13 protein-coding genes are annotated in these 17,090 nt (G+C 43.8%); 9 read left to right on the top strand and 4 right to left on the bottom strand.

Going from position 1 to position 17,090, the window contains the following annotated elements; all coding sequences use genetic code 11:
* Nucleotides 1-192 precede the first annotated feature (192 nt).
* The 3 genes from L4D74_RS10980 to L4D74_RS10970 all read left to right on the top strand — a co-directional run bounded on the left by L4D74_RS10980 (nt 193) and on the right by L4D74_RS10970 (nt 2,918).
* Entirely contained in the window at nt 193-1,404 is a 1,212-nt protein-coding gene (locus L4D74_RS10980; RefSeq protein WP_428752152.1) for an acetyl-CoA C-acetyltransferase, read from the top strand.
* A gap of 129 nt (nt 1,405-1,533) precedes the next feature.
* Nucleotides 1,534-2,190 carry a CoA transferase subunit A gene (locus L4D74_RS10975; RefSeq protein WP_265677454.1) on the top strand — a complete coding sequence of 219 codons (657 nt, stop codon included), beginning with the start codon at nt 1,534-1,536 and terminating at the stop codon, nt 2,188-2,190.
* Nucleotides 2,190-2,918: a 3-oxoacid CoA-transferase subunit B gene (locus tag L4D74_RS10970; RefSeq protein WP_265677452.1), complete on the top strand. Its 729-nt coding sequence runs from the start codon at nt 2,190-2,192 to the stop codon at nt 2,916-2,918. Before L4D74_RS10975 ends, L4D74_RS10970 begins: the two co-directional genes overlap by 1 nt.
* Before the next feature lie 124 nt (nt 2,919-3,042).
* Here L4D74_RS10970 and L4D74_RS10965 read toward each other — a convergent pair whose 3' ends face one another.
* Nucleotides 3,043-6,216, bottom strand: a complete 3,174-nt coding sequence (locus L4D74_RS10965; protein WP_428752151.1) for an HD domain-containing phosphohydrolase — start codon at nt 6,214-6,216, stop codon at nt 3,043-3,045.
* A gap of 237 nt (nt 6,217-6,453) precedes the next feature.
* Nucleotides 6,454-7,455 carry a metal-dependent hydrolase gene (locus L4D74_RS10960; protein WP_428752150.1) on the bottom strand — a complete coding sequence of 334 codons (1,002 nt, stop codon included), beginning with the start codon at nt 7,453-7,455 and terminating at the stop codon, nt 6,454-6,456.
* Nucleotides 7,456-8,177: 722 nt separating this feature from the next.
* On the opposite strand from L4D74_RS10960, the gene L4D74_RS10955 reads away from it, so the two are divergent.
* From L4D74_RS10955 to L4D74_RS10930, 6 genes are all read left to right on the top strand, one after another.
* On the top strand, nt 8,178-8,891 hold the full coding sequence (locus L4D74_RS10955; protein ID WP_428752149.1) for a sugar isomerase domain-containing protein: 714 nt from the start codon (nt 8,178-8,180) through the stop codon (nt 8,889-8,891).
* Between the two features lie 152 nt (nt 8,892-9,043).
* On the top strand, nt 9,044-9,751 hold the full coding sequence (locus L4D74_RS10950; RefSeq protein WP_428752148.1) for a GntR family transcriptional regulator: 708 nt from the start codon (nt 9,044-9,046) through the stop codon (nt 9,749-9,751).
* A 351-nt stretch (nt 9,752-10,102) separates the two neighbouring features.
* Entirely contained in the window at nt 10,103-11,119 is a 1,017-nt protein-coding gene (locus L4D74_RS10945) for a nucleoside hydrolase (protein WP_428752147.1), read from the top strand.
* A 38-nt stretch (nt 11,120-11,157) separates the two neighbouring features.
* A complete protein-coding gene (locus tag L4D74_RS10940) occupies nt 11,158-12,507 on the top strand; it encodes a hypothetical protein (RefSeq protein WP_428752146.1) in 1,350 nt (449 codons plus the stop codon).
* 3 nt (nt 12,508-12,510) lie between these two features.
* Nucleotides 12,511-13,962, top strand: coding sequence for a hypothetical protein (locus tag L4D74_RS10935; protein WP_428752145.1), 1,452 nt, complete (start codon nt 12,511-12,513; stop codon nt 13,960-13,962).
* Nucleotides 13,946-15,190 carry a cysteine dioxygenase gene (locus tag L4D74_RS10930; protein WP_428752144.1) on the top strand — a complete coding sequence of 415 codons (1,245 nt, stop codon included), beginning with the start codon at nt 13,946-13,948 and terminating at the stop codon, nt 15,188-15,190. The genes L4D74_RS10935 and L4D74_RS10930 overlap by 17 nt, the downstream gene beginning before the upstream one ends.
* 164 nt (nt 15,191-15,354) lie before the next feature.
* Here the strand turns inward: L4D74_RS10930 and L4D74_RS10925 are convergent, their stop codons facing one another.
* Both L4D74_RS10925 and L4D74_RS10920 read right to left on the bottom strand, forming a co-directional pair.
* On the bottom strand, nt 15,355-15,981 hold the full coding sequence (locus tag L4D74_RS10925; protein WP_428752143.1) for a LysE family translocator: 627 nt from the start codon (nt 15,979-15,981) through the stop codon (nt 15,355-15,357).
* A 221-nt stretch (nt 15,982-16,202) separates the two neighbouring features.
* A complete protein-coding gene (locus L4D74_RS10920) occupies nt 16,203-16,601 on the bottom strand; it encodes a VOC family protein (RefSeq protein WP_428752142.1) in 399 nt (132 codons plus the stop codon).
* Nucleotides 16,602-17,090: the final 489 nt, after the last annotated feature.

The raw sequence follows: 17,090 nt of genomic DNA, 5'->3' as shown, positions 1-17,090 counted from the left end.
TATTTAATCAGCGCGTTATTATCGCGCTTACACCCAATCAATATACTCCAAACCCCTCTTCCTTCGTTTTGCATTTATGCAAACCGCGTTTCTGCCAATGGCTATAACACCCCTCTCACTGCATCTTTTAGAATGGATTCATCACTCGAATTTAGTCGCTACTTTCAGCGCATACTGATACAGGATAAAACCATGGAACCTATCTATATTGTTGCAGCAAAACGAACGCCTATCGGCAGTTTCAACGGTGCCCTATCTCCGGTTCCCGCCCCTACATTAGGCGCTGCGGCTATTAAAGGTGCGCTAAGCCAATGTCATATCAACCCAACCCTGATTGACGAAGTCATCGTTGGTAATGTCCTTAGCGCTGGCATTGGCATGGGGCCCGGTCGTCAAGCGGCCATGCAAGCAGGTATTCCCGAAACGGTTCCGGCCTATACCCTCAATATGATTTGTGGCAGTGGCATGAAAACTGTCATGGATGCGGCCAGTCATATTAAAGCGGGGGATGCTGAAATTGTTGTGGCGTGTGGTATGGAAAGTATGTCACAAGCGCCATTTATACAGACTCATCAAGTCCGAGGCGGCGTTCGTATGGGCAGTATTTCTCTAGAAGATAGCATTATTACTGACGGCTTAACCGATGCCTTTAATCAATATCATATGGGCATGACTGCAGAAAACATCGCAGAGTCGCTATCTATCTCGCGTGAAGAGCAAGATGCGTTCGCCTTAAGTAGCCAGCTGAAAGCCGCAAACGCATTGGAAACTCATGGTTTCAGAACCGAAATCGAACCAATAGAGGTCTCGGTACGTCGTCAGCAATATACCGTTGAAATGGATGAGTATCCAAAGGCGAACACCACATCAGACAGCCTAGCTCGCTTGCGTCCTGCGTTTAAAAAAGAGGGAACCGTGACTGCAGGCAACGCGTCTGGCATTAACGACGGCGCCGCTGCCATCATTCTGGCTTCAAAATCAGCCGTGGAACGATATCAGTTACAGCCAATAGCGGAAATGGTTAGTTACGCTCAGGCAGGGTTGTCTCCCGACATGATGGGATTAGGACCGGTTCCGGCTATTGCTAATGCACTGGAAAAAACCACGTTATCACTGCAAGACATTGAAGTTTTTGAGCTCAATGAAGCCTTCGCCGCTCAAGCACTTGGTGTGGCTAAGCAATTAGCTGAACAGCACAATGTTGACCAAAACTGGCTCTTAGAACGCACCAACCATAATGGCGGAGCAATTGCTTTAGGTCACCCACTCGGTGCCTCCGGTATTCGGATTATTGTCAGCCTCGTTTATGAACTAGAACGTCAAAACAAAGATTATGGACTCGCATCCCTGTGTATTGGCGGAGGAATGGGGACAGCTGTCATCCTTAAGCGATGTGCGGCTTAGCCAAACGTAAACTAAAACTAAAACGTAAAGTAAAACTTAAAAAACAGAATCTAGAGTAGCCAAAAATAGTACTAACAACGTCTAGCACTAAGCCTCTTTATAAAGGCAAATGATGTATAAGGGTAAAGGATGAGAAAGAAAATCACAGGCAGCGATATTGCAGAAAAGCTACATGACGGCATGACTATCATGATTGGTGGTTTTATGGCGAATGGCGCACCAGAGGGTCTTATCGACTTGCTACTTGAGCACAATATTAAAGACATCACTCTTATCTCCACCGATACGGGTACGCAAACATCAGGGTCGGGTCGCTTAATTGCTGCCAAGCGTATTAAAAAACTCTTTGCCTCTCATATAGGGACAAACCCGGAAACAGGCAACCAAATGAACGCGGGCACATTAGACGTTGAACTCGTTCCTCAAGGGACGTTAGCGGAGCGTATTCGAGCTGGAGGCGCAGGATTAGGCGGAATCCTCACTCCTACTGGTTTGGGCACTATGGTTGCAGAAGGAAAGCAAGTCCTCAACATAGACGGCCAAGATTACTTGTTAGAAAAACCACTGCGTGCAGATCTCGCCTTTATTCGTGGTTCGCGTGTGGATGTAAAAGGCAACGTTTTCTACAACAAGACGACGCAAAATTTCAACCCGTTAATGGCAACCGCCGCTGATCTCGTTATTGTCGAAGCCGAATCTTTGGTGCCTCTTGGCGATATAGCACCGGAAAGTGTCCACACTCCAGGGCTTTATGTCGATTATGTTTATCACACGGAGGCAAAATAATGACAAATTTCCTCAAGACTCTGTCACTTTATCGTGATACTCCTATCGGCGAAAAAATTACCGATAAAGCCGCCATTCGCCGAAACATAGCCTGGCGTGTTGCACAAGAGTTGCACGATGGCGATGTGGTTAACCTAGGGATTGGTTTACCCTCGCTTGTCGCCAACGAAATTAGTAGCGATATTGAACTACTTCTTCAATCTGAGAATGGCTTATTGGGCATTGATGCTATTGCTAATGAACATAATCGCGACGCCGATTTAGTCAATGCCGGAGGTCAACCCATCACCGCGAGTATCGGTGCCAGTTATTTCGATAGTGCAGACTCTTTTACCATTATTCGTGGCGGGCATGTGGACGTCACCGTTTTGGGTGCGTTGCAGGTCGATGAGCAAGGGAACCTCGCTAACTGGATCATACCGGGAAAAATGGTCCCCGGTATGGGCGGCGCTATGGATTTAGTCGTCGGTGCAAAGAAAGTGATTGTGGCAATGGAGCACACCGCCAAAGGGAAGCATAAGCTACTACAAACCTGCTCCTTACCATTAACCGCACTCAACCAAGTCGATATGGTCGTCACGGAAATGGGCGTTATTGTTATCCACGATTCACAAATGATATTAACCGAAATAGCCCCCGGCTACACCCCAGAGGAAGTTCAGCAAGCTACAGAAGCCACATTAGTGATCCCCAAACCACTAACCATTATGCCGCAACCCATGCTGTAAATTATTACACGACAAACTGTTATGACGCTCCACGTCAGTATTGCCCATACATCCTGTGTGACACAGCGAGATGTGTGGGCTTTTTTGTTTGAGTCTACTTAACTGGCACGCCTCTGCTATTTCCCTATGTTAAATCAGGGAAATACTTTGCGACATCGACCACATCAATCTGCTCCGGTTTCAGGTATTTCTGTGCATAGACGAGATAAGCATTACTGCTTAATAGCAGCTTGAATGTTTCTATATCGATATGCTCATCCAGTGCCATTTTATACATGATATCAATCGCCACACTGATCGGCTTAGCCGTCTTATATGGACGATCGCTTGCCGTTAATGCCTCGAATATATCGGAGACGACCAGGATTCGCTCCGGTATCGACAACTCGTCGCCTTTGAGTTTTCTGGGGTATCCTGTCCCCTTCATCGTTTCATGGTGAGTAGAGGCATAACGCGGCACACGACTGAGTTCTTGAGGGAAAGGGATACTCTCCAAGATTTTTATGGTGCCTATCATGTGCTCATTAATCTTAAATCGGTCTTCTGCGGTTAAGGTGCCGCGTGTTATCGTTAAATTATACACTTCACCAAGATTGTATAAATGCTCAGGGACTATCATGTCTATCTGATGTTCAGGGTCAAACGAGATAGGCTGCTCACGTTTAATAATATGTTCTGGCTTATCAGACAGAAGTCTCTCTTCAAATGGAAGTGATGTACTCTCTCCCCTGTTGCTCTCCTCTGCCGGCGACAAACCCATCGTGTCATCAAAATGGCGAACCCAAACCGTTGACGCAATGTCCTTAATTCGCGCCACTTTTTCCTCGCTCATGAACTCGCCGCCGACGTTAGCATTAGCAACAAATTCAAAGTCTTGCTTAAGTTGCTGCTGAACTTCATACAACTCGGACTCTATTTGTTCGGTACTGTGTTCACCATTTAGTCGCTGTTGTAGCGATACTATTTCAGCATCACGCCAGAGCACTTCAAAACGGGTACGAATCTCATGAATACGATTGTAGTTAGCTTCAAGTTTGCTGCCTTTATCGACAATATGTTCGGGAGTAGTTATTTTTCCGCAGTCATGCAGCCATGCCGCAATTCTAAACTCGCGCTTTTCATCATCGTTGTTAAACCTGAACTGAGAAAATTGTTCAAGTTGAGATTTCTCTGCCGCGTCCGCCAACATCATGCCTAATTCAGGTACGCGGTGGCAATGTCCTCCGGTGTATGGTGACTTATCATCAATAGCTTGCGCGATTAGCTTAATGAAAGATTCGACAAACTCTTCTTGCGTCTTTTCATGTTGCTTTAGCTCTTTGGCCATATCTTTAATGGCAACCGATAAGTCCCACACTTCTTTTATCGGCGTTCTAACCACTGCCACCTCTTCATAACGCCTGTCCTGTATCTTCTCAGCTTCAACAATCAACTGCTTGATAGGTCGTACAATGGGTGCCCCAAACACCCACGCAAGCGGTAGCGTTAGACACATTAACAACAAGGTAATAAATATTGAGGTAATCACTCGAGATCGAACCGTCTCAAAGATCTCTCGCTCAGGAATGACGACCGCAAAGTATTCAGAATAGTGCTTGCCCGTTTCGATCTCTTTTAGATAAACATGCTTCTCTTCTCCATTTAACGTCATCGCGATAATGTCAGCGCTCAGAGTTGCAGACTGAACCATGTCATACAGCTCGGTATACGGCACTGTATTGTCGCTTTTATCACCCTGACTATGGAACCATTTACCCGCAAGGGCTGAACGCTGCGCTGGAGTGATATTATTTATCGCTAGGTTGAGGATCGGCACAAGGTCGGCAAGTTCACGGCTTAATACGATGTGAAAATCCATCGAGTACATTTCACCCAAGTCGATCAGATTTGAGTTAACTTTTAGGTCTGAATAAAACAGCCTATCCAAACCAAATGAAAGTACCGGCTTTGAATCAAGCACTGCAAAACACGCACCAGTTTCGACCGAATCAAACGCTGCATTCAGAGTTTCAAATTCTACTAGCTCAACACCGGGAAAGTCTTTTCTTAACGTGGGAATTATCGACCAACCGGCGATAATGGCGACCTTCTTTCCTTCTAATTGCGCATAATTAGAAATAATTTCGGTATCCATTTTGGTCACAACGGAAAAAGGTAATTCGTAGATTGGCTGTGTGTATACACCTTTTGCGTAATCAACAACACTTCCCTGCTGTTTCTGTGCTGATTGCAACGCATCTAAGTCACCTTGCACAAATTTATTAGCTAACTCTTTCCACGAGAACCCATTCACAAAATCAAATTCAAGGCCGGTGGTTTGTGAAATAAGTGCTATAACATCAACAGCATAACCATTGGGCTTACCCGCAACCGAATAATCCAAAGGCCCCCAATCATTTTGATTGGAGATCAAAACTGGACTCGCATTGGCGACAATCTCTTTTTGTCTATCAGTCAAGATAAGCTTAGGGCTTTCTGGAAACAGATCTTGCTCTGAGGGTGGTTTATTCGAAGCGATAATATTGCCTGATTTGGAGTAAACAAACGCTTCGACTTCGCTGTCTTCTCTTAACCCCAATGAAGAGGCAGAGATTTGGTCAGCTAACGAAGATAAAATGATATCAATACCAATTACCTTTTGGCTGTTATTACCGTTTTTTGAGTGGAATGCCAAAGAGTAAGTTTGTCCCGTCACCTGCAGATGATGAAATAAATATGGATCCGTTTTACTCACCGCATCGTACTTGGCTTCGATGTACCATGGTCGAGTGGTAGGATAATAGTTACTGCTCACGAGCGTTTCCGCTCTCAAATTGAAGGCCTCATCAAAATAAGCCGTTTTTCTCGTTCGTTTGCTGTCTATATCTCGCACTGTAATGACAACCCAACGATCACTTGCTTTTGCACCAAGCCTTTTCCTAACATCAGGCGAAGACTCTAGATTAATTATTTGGTAAAAGTCATCATTTTCTGAACCAACATAAATGCTGTAAAACAAGTCGTTATCTTTTACCGCCTCAGACAAAATCGCCCTCACCTCTTGTTCAGATAAATGATGACTGATTGAGCGACTAATTTTTGAGAGAAGTTGTATGGTATTGGTTGCGTCAGCGTCTACTTTGCCGATCACTTCATTCAATTGCTGAGAGACAATTGTAAGGTTAGACAACGTCTGTTCCGTCGCCATTTTTTTACTAAAATAATATTGCAAAGAAACCGCTACTATCGCGGTCAGGATTGTCGCAACGACAAACATTCCTACCACCGTGACCCGGAATGAAACCTTGGTATTATTCATTATTACTCTATCCTTGAGCCGCCTTCATTGATGGCTCTGCCTGACAATCAGTTTTTTGGAAAAATCCATATTTCCAAAATTACTTTTGAAGATTAGCAGGTTAGCGATAAATTGCTTTTGCAACGCAAACTAAACTTAAGTTTAACGACCTGTAAGCTATTTATTTATATGAAGTTGTGCGGTCCATCTCAAAACAGCGGTTTTACTGTTCGCAGAGATTTCTTAATGAGGACGCGATTAAAGGCCAGTGAGCATATCAAAGAAGCGTTGTCTGGAGGCCGGCGTATTGTCGCGATGAGTCTGGTACTCTACGTGCTTATCGGCATGCGCTGACGGTGATAGTTTGATACTCCACAGTGCGTTAAGTTGATTAGGTACAATCGAATATCGGACATCGATGATACGCAACTCATCGGTGGGGTCTTGCGCTAAATAACCATTGGAAAACCATCGGAAGCGTTCAATGTCTATCGCTTGCTGCGAACGCAGATCGAGCCAAGGAAAGTCTTTATTAATATTGAGCTTGCTGATGGATTCTCCGGGATAGGTTTTTACCGATGCGCCTACCCTCACCGCATCAATATGGTAGTTGCCCTCGACTTCATAAACCACTTTCCAAAGCAATATGTTAGCGAAGCTCGGCTTAGCCTCCAGCTGAACGGGAAAGTGTTGCCGTTCTTTAGCCAATTGCCATCCGGCAGCCTCAGCCCTATCCCTTTGTATCATTCCTAACGTCGGATAGATCAGCGCCCATAGAAACGCAATACGAGCTAACCACGGCTGTCGCTTTAGGGTGGCAAATACCAGCAATATCAATATGGGCAGTGTGAATACGGGATCAATGACAGAGACTGTATTCCAAGCATAACGCTCATTGGTTAACGGCCAAAATAGCTGGGTGCCATAAGTGGTACAGGCATCCAGCAACGCATGAGTGCTATAGCCTAAACCGCAATAAAGCCAACTCTGTTTGAACGACAGCCCGCGATTTTTTGCTATCAAACGATGCAAAAAAAGCGCACAAATTAAACTTCCAATCGGGATAAAAAACAGCGAATGCGTAAATTGTCGGTGAAACTCTAAAAACAGTAAAGGATCACTCTGTGAGCGAATAAGCACATCCAAATCCGGCGCCATTCCGGCAAGTAGCCCTAAAGCCCCAGCGACGACTAAGTGTTGTTTTTTGCTCACCGATTGGGGCAAAGAGGCGCCCAGTAAACCCTGCGTTAATGGATCCATAGTTAACTCATTGATAGCATAAAACTGAATCGAACACGATACATTCAGCTATAGCACTAAACGACCTTTAACAATGAGATATTTGCCCAATTTTGCGTGTAAACACGTCATAAGCACACGGTAAAGTGATTTGAAAGCACCCGTTTGTTGCGCTTCCTGAATGACGTTCTTCAAATCATCTTGTCATAAGAAACCAGCTAAAAACCACTTTACTTGCGATTTTTACTGCCAATTACCATCTCATAGCCATTGCAACTGGATTATTTTGGAAGGTCAAGTTAGGTGTGTCCTTCTCAGGTTAGGTTTTTGCTTCCAAATAAACACAGACTGGTTCGAACCAATGAATTAGTAATCGCTATTTTAATAGCAATAGATGCTATACAGACGCTCAACCTTACCACAGCTTCAATATCACCACAGGTCATTATGTGATATACATCACATAAACCAGCGGGCGTTATTTCATCAAACCAAGAATAAACTTATCATTCGCAACATTGGTACGTACCAATTGGTTTTTTGGCTAGCAATGTCGATTTGTAGGCTAGCTATGTTTACACATAGACTTTGTAAGAAATGAAAGTGCCGCCTGCAGGCTTTCTACAAATAGGGAAATTGATGACAAGACCAAAATGTAGCGGTGATTGCTATCACGACTTACGAGAACATTGACAATAAGCTCAATAAAACAACATTTTAACTTAGTATAGAGACCCCATATTATGGAATATTTTGACAAACTACATAATCAACTATCTTTGCTAGAAGAAAAGAACAAAGCAGCGCTTACCAAAGCAATTGAACAGTTCTCTAAAGCTATTGTTAACGACAAAATGATTCAGGTGCTAGGTACTGGTCACTCACATATGGTCGGGCTAGAAGGCTTCATCCGTGCTGGCGGTCTAGGCAACATTAACGCCATACTAGATTCAACGGTACTAACGAGTGACGGAGCGCTTCGTGGCTCAGAACTTGAAAAACTTAGTGGCCTTGCGGATGTTTTATGGAATGACCAAAACATCGCGCCAGGTGATGTTGTTGTTGTTATCTCAAACTCGGGTCGAAACGCTTTGCCAATCGAGTTTGCTCAGCGAGCAAAAAAGGAAGGCCATACTGTTATCGCAATCACTTCACTTGAACAATCTTCACTTTACCCTAGCCGCCACCACTCTAAATTAAAGTTGATGGATATCGCGGATATCGTACTGGATAACCTTGTTCCTGCAGGAGATGGTTTGTGTCTTGTCAATAACAAAATCACTGGCGCGTTCTCCAGCATCTCTGGTATGGCGTTGATGAACGTTATTTGTGTCGAGGCTCAGAAGCAAGCGCTTGAAGCAGGTGTCACACCACTCATCTTCACTAGTCAAAACGTCGATGGTTTTGATAATGATTATATTTATAACCATTTTGATGGAAGACTGAAGTGCAAATAGGCATGTTTATGGTACTGGGCTAATAAATACTCAACCCAATGTACAAACGATCTTTGAGAACGTTGAATGGCATCAGATAATCATCTCATGACTTAAGTCTTATTGATCGTTAGTATATTGTTAGACAGCTTAACTTAGTGAAGGAACCAATAGTGTATCTTTATCAAACTATTGCCGAAAAAATCCATAAGATGATTCAGACTCGAGAAGTCAACATGAAGCTTCCCGATGAACGCACCTTAGCTGAACAGTTTTCTGTTAGTCGCTCCACTATACGTAAAGCCATTTTCGAACTTAAAGATCGAGGTTTGTTACGAGTGACTCAAGGAGATGGTATTTATGTAAAAGATGGCGACCTGGTCCAAGACTTAGGATCCGGTTTCTATAGCCTAACCAATGATATGAAAGACATAGGCAGAACAGTTGAAACCACTGTGATTGACAGACAAGAAGTGTCTGTTGCTGATATGCCGAGTTTAAGTGACTTTAGCAGCTCAAAGGTCTACAAGATTTTACGCACACGAACCATTGATGGGGATCGTGGGATCTACGAGTTAAACTATCTTGATTCAGACAAACTTCCAAACCTATTGGATAAGGTTTCTGATAATGAATCTTTATACAATATCATTAATCAAGATTATGGTATTTACTTTGATGAAGGCCACGAACTTCTATCTGTTGTCATCGGCAATGAGGTAGCAGAACAAATTCTCGCTTTACCTGCAAACTCTCCTCTCGTACGGGTTGAAAGATGTGTCTACTTAAAAAACCAGCTATTTGAAAAATCTATTTCTTACATCAAACCAAATTTTTTCTCTTGGCGATATGAACTTAAAGGTAAAAAACCTCTTTTTTAGTCCGACGCAAATAGTATCGTGGTTCATTGAATTTAGCCTCTCCTTTGGAGGCTTATTTTAAGTCACGCACTCAACTTTCCTTCGCTCAAACCGATTCTCACTAAGCGCGATCTCTTCTCTTCCAATAACCGAGCAAAAAAGCAAATACCTTAAAAAGCAATAAAGGATCGGGCTCATTTAATGCCTTTTGTGTCTGTCCTTTTACTCTGTTGTTCTATTGACTCACCACTCTTGCAAAGCCCCCCACTAGCACACATACGTCATTATTTTTAACCCACGTCCTTTTTTAACGAGACATTAACAAATACTCTCCTAGCATCTATATGCACATCTATACATAAGGAGACTATTGTGAACGTGCTTATTGATACCGATGTTGATTTTGATGATTACATGGCAATGCTATACCTTCTGCACCATCCCGATATTTCTGTCGCAGGGATATCTATAACCGGTACTGGAGATGTTCATCTCACACGTGGCATAGACAACGTAAAAAATATGCTCACATTAACCGGAAACCCAGAACACTTAACTATTCCTGTTTGTCGTGGTTTCAACGCTCCACTACGATACAGCAACACTTTTCCTGGAGAAGAGAGAGAAGCCGCTGACAATCATTACGATAGTCCCTTCCCGTCATCAAATCCAAACAAGTCGGTGTACGATGCTATTGAGTTTCTTACGGACTTTATGTTGGAAACACAGGAACCTGTGACGCTTCTTTGTATTGGAGGGGGCACTACTTGGGGTCACATGTTCGAAAAAGCAAAAAGGAACGCTGCCTTAGCTGACGCGTTAAAAACCAAACTAACACGAATCGTGATGATGGGAGGAAACTTAACTGATGAGTTCGTGGAGCCGGGCGCAACAGGTAATATCCAACCTACGTTAGGAGAGCACCCTTGTTATAGTAACAAAGTTGCTGAGTGGAATATCTTTATTGACCCCCTTGGTGCTCAAATTATCTTCGAAAGTGATATTGAGATTGTTCTGGTTGCTCTCAATGCCACGCAGCAGGTTCCAGTTACCCAGTCCTTCGTTAACGCACTGGCTTCAATAAAAACCCCGAGCGCACAATTCCTCACTAGTGTTTTATCCAGCCCTACTATTCAACCTGGTATTGGCCACTACCTCGACTTCTGGGATCCACTCGCAGCCAGTGTCATTACCAATCCTGAACTCATCCACTCACGGACCTTCCCTATTCGCGTAGAACAATCACTAAACGAAGAAAATGATAAGTCGGGTCAAATACTGGTTGATCACGACCAAGGCTCGCCGGTGAAAGTTGCACTTTCAGCCAACGCTACTCTGACCTATGAAAATTATCTAAAAATAATATCACGTGACAACGTCACGATATAACTAAAAAAATAACAACGTCACATCACTAGGAAAGTAATATGAGATTTATCACATCAACACTCCGATCAATAGCACTAATCCTATCAGGATTTCTACTACTCTTGGCAACAGCGACCGCGGATACTCCGGCTTGGGACAACGCTGTCAACACTCCTCCCGCTGACTGGACGGGTCCTGTATTTGAACTTAGCGATCAATATCCAACGCAACTCCCAGCAAAGTGCACCAAACAGTCTTGTCCATGGCTATTTATAGATCTACCAATGAAAGCTAACCTCAATGCGACTAGCAGCCCTGACTGGTCACAGGATCCTGTTTATAACGAATATATCACTAGCATCTTAGATTACATCCGCCAAGGGCAAAGCGCTGATCTTAACAATAAACAAGGCCTTCAGGTCAACCTAGATGGTGAAACGAGGTGGTTTCATATCCCATGGATGGCCTATGCACAAAAAACTGGCCGTGAATTTGTTCACGGGCTTACCAATGAACGTACCGCTCACTTAAGTGATTTTTACGGTAATGTGAACAATGAAACAAACGACAAGCGAGGGTTTGAAACTTGGGCGGTGGGCATGTACAACGATATTGGTGCCTACACAGTCGGCCAAAGTTTTAATAACCAAGGTAAACCAGTTCTAGAAACTGTGAATGGCATCACCTCAACCAAAGGCATGCCATTTAAAGAAGGTACCGTTGTGGTTAAGTTTTTGTTTTCTACAGTAACGCCTAACGATGTACCCTATCTTAATAACTCACCTAAATGGCAAGCTAATCGCCATGTAGAAAGCGAAGGCGAGTTTCTCCAGTGCCAACGAAAAGTCCGCGACGTCTACCTAGTACAAGTTGATGTTGCTGTCGTTGACACTCGTTCACCTTCACGTTGGGTTTATGGCACGTTCGCATACATTGATGATGGTGGAAAAACCGTCTGGGACAACCTTAAACCCGTCGGTTTGCAATGGGGAATGGATCCTTGGACGTTTCCTGCCGTACCTAAATCAGAATCGATTCCCGCTCAGCAAAGTGTTTTGAACACTGAAATAAAACCCTATGAGCATTTTGGCTGCCAAAGCCGCCTTGCAGGACCGGTAGATAACAAACAAAGCTCGTGTTTATCCTGCCATGCTGGCGCGTACGCCAATCCGGATGATGCGAATCCAACAATGGGCGTCACCATTCCACCGATATTTGGCTTTGATGGTCTATGTGAACAATACAGCCAAGAAAACGTCAATTACTTTCAAACCACTCAATTTCCTCAAGCCTACAGTGGCGGTAATTATGTCAACTTGCTCAATCTAGACACCTCTCTTCAAATGCAGATAGCCGTACAGGAGCATGCTAAGTTTGCCGCAGACGCTCCACTCGAGTGTGAGGAGTAAAAAATGATTAAGTTTCAATATGGATTGGTGGCATTATTACTCTCATCCCACCAGCTAGAGGCGCAAACGCAAGAAGAGCTGTATGGACACTTAGAGCCCGAGCTTTCGGGCCACCTTCTGGCAGAAGTTCCTTCTCAACCATTTGCCGCGTCAGGCGTGGTTAAGCGTCCCTTTTTTGACTATTTCAATTGGCAAAACTTCATCGCGCTTATGTGGCCCTCTCATGTAAAAAGTCATGGTGAGGCTTTTGAGCCCGACAATCAAAAAGTGTTTGGACAATATAATGATGACCGCCTCCCGGTCTGGCTGGGTTGGAAGTCAGCATTTGATCTTTTCCCTCAAGATGGTTCAAAGCCCGTTGAATGGGTTGCCAACGGAACATCGGCAATCTGCAAAAACGATGGCTACAAAGGTAAGCCAGCGCTCGTTTCTGGTTCAAAGTTTAGTACGGTTGCAGACGAATTAGATCAAGCTTTTAGCGGACCATTGGTTGACCAAACCGGTCTATTTACTCGCTATGAGGTAAGAACAAATAGAGTCGAGTATGATTTTATTCGCGATAAGGGTTATTACAATCGCTCAAATTGGCCTGACGATGGTGTGATTACCCTTCCCAGTGGAAATGGCACTACAGAAGTTGGTGTCATTGAAGTAAAAGCCGCGTGGAGAGATTTAAGTAAAGTAGACCCTAAGTTTCACTCACGGTTTTTTAACTTAAAGAACGCTATTGTCTCAGTACCTGGTACGTGTGACGACAGCGAAAATGCCATGATGAAATGCGACTGCTCAACAACCACGGTTGGGTTAGTTGGATTTCACATTGCACAGAAAACACCAGACTTTCCTCAATGGGTGTGGGGCACTTTCGAACAAGTGGACAACCTTGGCGAAGACGCTTCAACACCATCAACAATGGTTCCTTCCTATTATGACCCTACGCTATATCAAAGAGAGTCAACCGTACTAAGGGCTAATCCCGCCAAGCACCCGGGGTCAAGCAGGGTACCAGAGCCTGGAGATTTCGCCGACACAACACCAATAAATGTGGTGCGTTTAAGCCAGATACCCGACACCCCGCAAAGAGAAAACCCAGAAGCACTGGGATACTCCACCACCGATATGAACCAGCGATATCGTGCCGCCTTAAAGGGTACTGTCTGGCAATACTATCAATTGATTGGGTCTCAATGGCCACAGTTGCCTTCTGCTTCACCGAAAAGCCCAACAGATGGCGACTTTGGGTGCGAAGATGGCACCGCTATGCAGGCTGGGGGAATGCCATTCCCAGAGTGCTTACTGGCTAACGTCACCATGGAAACCTACCACCAATATGATAGTTGTATGAACTGTCACCAAGGCGCGCAACGTGCTGGAGCGGACTTCAGTTGGATCTTAGCGACCCGCGCATACGATGATAGCAACGAGAAAGGAAAAGACAATGAAACAAAAAAATGATTCCACGCCGAATCCGCTGACACAAGCACAAGACTTTAAGTTTACTGAAAAAGTCATCGTCCCACTCAATATACATGGGCAAGGTGTGGTGCTCATATCGAAACAAAAAGACTGTGATCTGACTTATCTCGATCTTTGCTTAGGTTCAGAGCACCGCGCGGTAAAGCTCTCTATTACGAATCAGTCAACCACTCTATATGGCCTGACTGGACAAGGAGATTGGAGTCCGCTTGTATCCAGTGATGATTCCCTAGATCAAGATCCACTTTGCCAATATTGGTTGAGTATTGACAGTAACAATGCGGTGATTCGCTATGGGAAAGGCGAGATTCGTGGTAACACCGTTATTTTGGAGTACGGCTTGGAAAACCATCAACACTACTTAAAACCAGACGATGTAGGAAATGAAACGCAAAGCTGGCTAAAGCTCGTCCAGAGCGTCGATATTCTTGCCTCTGACAACCGGCTAGATTCAAGTGTACTCAATGATCCTGTGACGATTGACCCTCCATTATTTGTTGCTTCCATTGATACCATAAGTATGGACGACATCGCTTTTCATCAAAAAACCGTTATCGATAACCTCCCCCTCGCTTGTCAGCAACTTTACTCGAATATCGCAGGTAAGCAGTTTACGCTCAACACAGAGGCATTTCCTCAGTTTGAACAAGCGATTAACGAAAGTATTCTTGACAAAAATGGCTGGTGTTATAAGACATTACTGAATAAAATCGATGAGTTTGGTGATGATAACCCCAATGAAACCTACCTTCGAATCACAATGGGCGTCAATCAAGGGAACTCTCCAGGGATACCTTTTGTTATGGAGATCTGGCCCAGCGAACATGGCTCACCCATTCACAACCACGGTGACGCGAATGCCATCATTAGAGTGCTTTCAGGAGAGATCACCGTCAACTTATTTTCAATGCTATCGAAATTTCATAGTAAGCCATTCGCCACTCAGACTTTTAAAGAAGGGGAAATTACGTGGATATCTCCAGGCCTTAATCAAACCCATCAACTGAGAAATATCGCACCATCAGGGCAAGCGTGCATTACCATACAGTGCTATCAATACAGTACGGCTAACACTCAACACTATGAGTATTTTGATTATCTTGAACCAAATGGTGAAATCGAACAATTTACTCCCAATAGTGACATGGGATTTTTAGAGTTTAAGTCGTTAATGTGGCAAGAATGGCGACAACGACACGGCGCTTAACATACAATGTCAGTGATACATTAATGTGTCACTGACATCTTCGTGTAACTCAAAAAAAAACTTATAAGAGAACAGGTTAACTATACGGAAATGTGTACCCTGTAGTGGTCGAAATTACCTTGAAATTCTTTCACTGTACTACCAGCTAAGCAAACACCTCTTATTTAGTGCTGCTTCATAAACGCCACCGCTAAACCTGAAGAGATAAATGTTAATCCTGCCCCTACGTTTAGAGCTGATACCAATTTAGGTTTGCGCCTAAACCAATGAGATAACTGCGATGCGAAAACACCCATCAAGCTAAAACCAATCGCGGTAAGTAATGCGAACCAAACGCCATAACCAACCATTTGAACAGTGACCGAGCCTAACGCTGGATTGACGAACTGGGGGACAAAAGCGAGAACAAACATACCTGGTTTTGGGTTGAGGGCTGCTGATAAAAAGCCTGTCGAGAAAATCGCTTTTATTGATTGTTTTTTCGCCGGCTCCAAAGAGAATAAACTGCGGGTACGCAGTACCTTTATCCCTAACCAAATCAAATACGCTGCGCCCGCAATCTTAACGACATAGAACGCCAATTCTGAGGTTTGAATAAGTAAGGTAAGACCAAACGTTGCCGCAATAACATGAAAAAGGATCCCCGCGCCAGACGACAACCCCGAGACTATCGCCGCCACCCTACCTTGACTTAAACCCCGCCCAACGGCCAGCAAATTATCAGGCCCCGGTGAAATAACCAGCAAAAGACAAGCCACTGTATAGGGCAGAAAAACTTCAATTGGAAACATGTCACCTCCTTGTTACGTCTATTCAAGTGCTAACGTCGTATCCACACAACTCGAACTATCGGTATGCACATACTTCCCGTGAGCATCGATTGCTCTGTCACTATGACACTTGTGAAATCAGAGAGCTACCTGCTCCTTTTGTATTTGAGTACATACGCTTTACTTCACAGGAACTGTCATCATGTTTATGAAACAACCCATAAGTCACGGCTCTTTGGTTTTCATAAACAGCTAGAGTCCTTACCCTCCAGCTTCCAAGGAGGATTTAGTCTATTTTCGCCAGCCCAATATAGCTTAATTTTGTTGCCTGATGGGTCACTTAACGCCGCTTCTCTCCAAAGATAAGTCTGCATCGTTGGATCTTGAGAAAAATTGATACCCTTCGATTTTAGGTGCTCAACTAACTGATCAAGATCTTCATGCTCAAAATAAACGACACCACGACAATCTAAACCTTTCTTTTCAGTATCTAGATAGATTGAAAAAGTCGCATCACCATCTGGAAATGAAAAACGCGCGTAATAGTCGTTCCCAACAATTTGGGTCAACCCAAGTGTCGTATAGAATTTGACTGCCGACTCAATATCATGAACAGCCAAGGTTATTTGATTTAAGTTCATCTACTTTCCTTGTTTACGCCTCTATTTCAGCGTAAATATCCAACCATGGAATATAAAATACCAACTATTGGCCGTTATTCTTAAATGCACTTTTTAACGCATTACCTATTACACTAGAACCAAGCCTTTTGACCTGTCACATAGGCTGCTACAAACTCTAAAATTGAACCTTTCATTTAGATTTCAGCAGTAATGCATTAATTACAAAGATTTACCATGAAGCACACAACCTAAAAACTGCTCCCCCACACTTTTGCGACACATTCAACGTTATGCATAAAATCTAGAATTAATCTAAAGCCTAAGTAAGCTGCCGCTAACCTGAGTAATCGAGTTGTATTGCATTTTCAATACGATTGCATTGAGATCTGCATAGGTTGAAGTATCTGTTTTAATCGCCGAGGCTTTGACATCACCTCGCAATAACCTTAGCTCCAAGTTCGCACGTTTTAATACTTTCTACTGTACTTTCGCTTCAAAATTACTCTT

Source organism: Vibrio cionasavignyae (genome assembly GCF_050337155.1).
In the GTDB taxonomy this organism is placed as follows: domain Bacteria; phylum Pseudomonadota; class Gammaproteobacteria; order Enterobacterales; family Vibrionaceae; genus Vibrio; species Vibrio nomapromontoriensis.
Note: the sequence above shows the minus strand (reverse complement) of the source record. Positions and strands in the feature narration are given on the sequence as shown.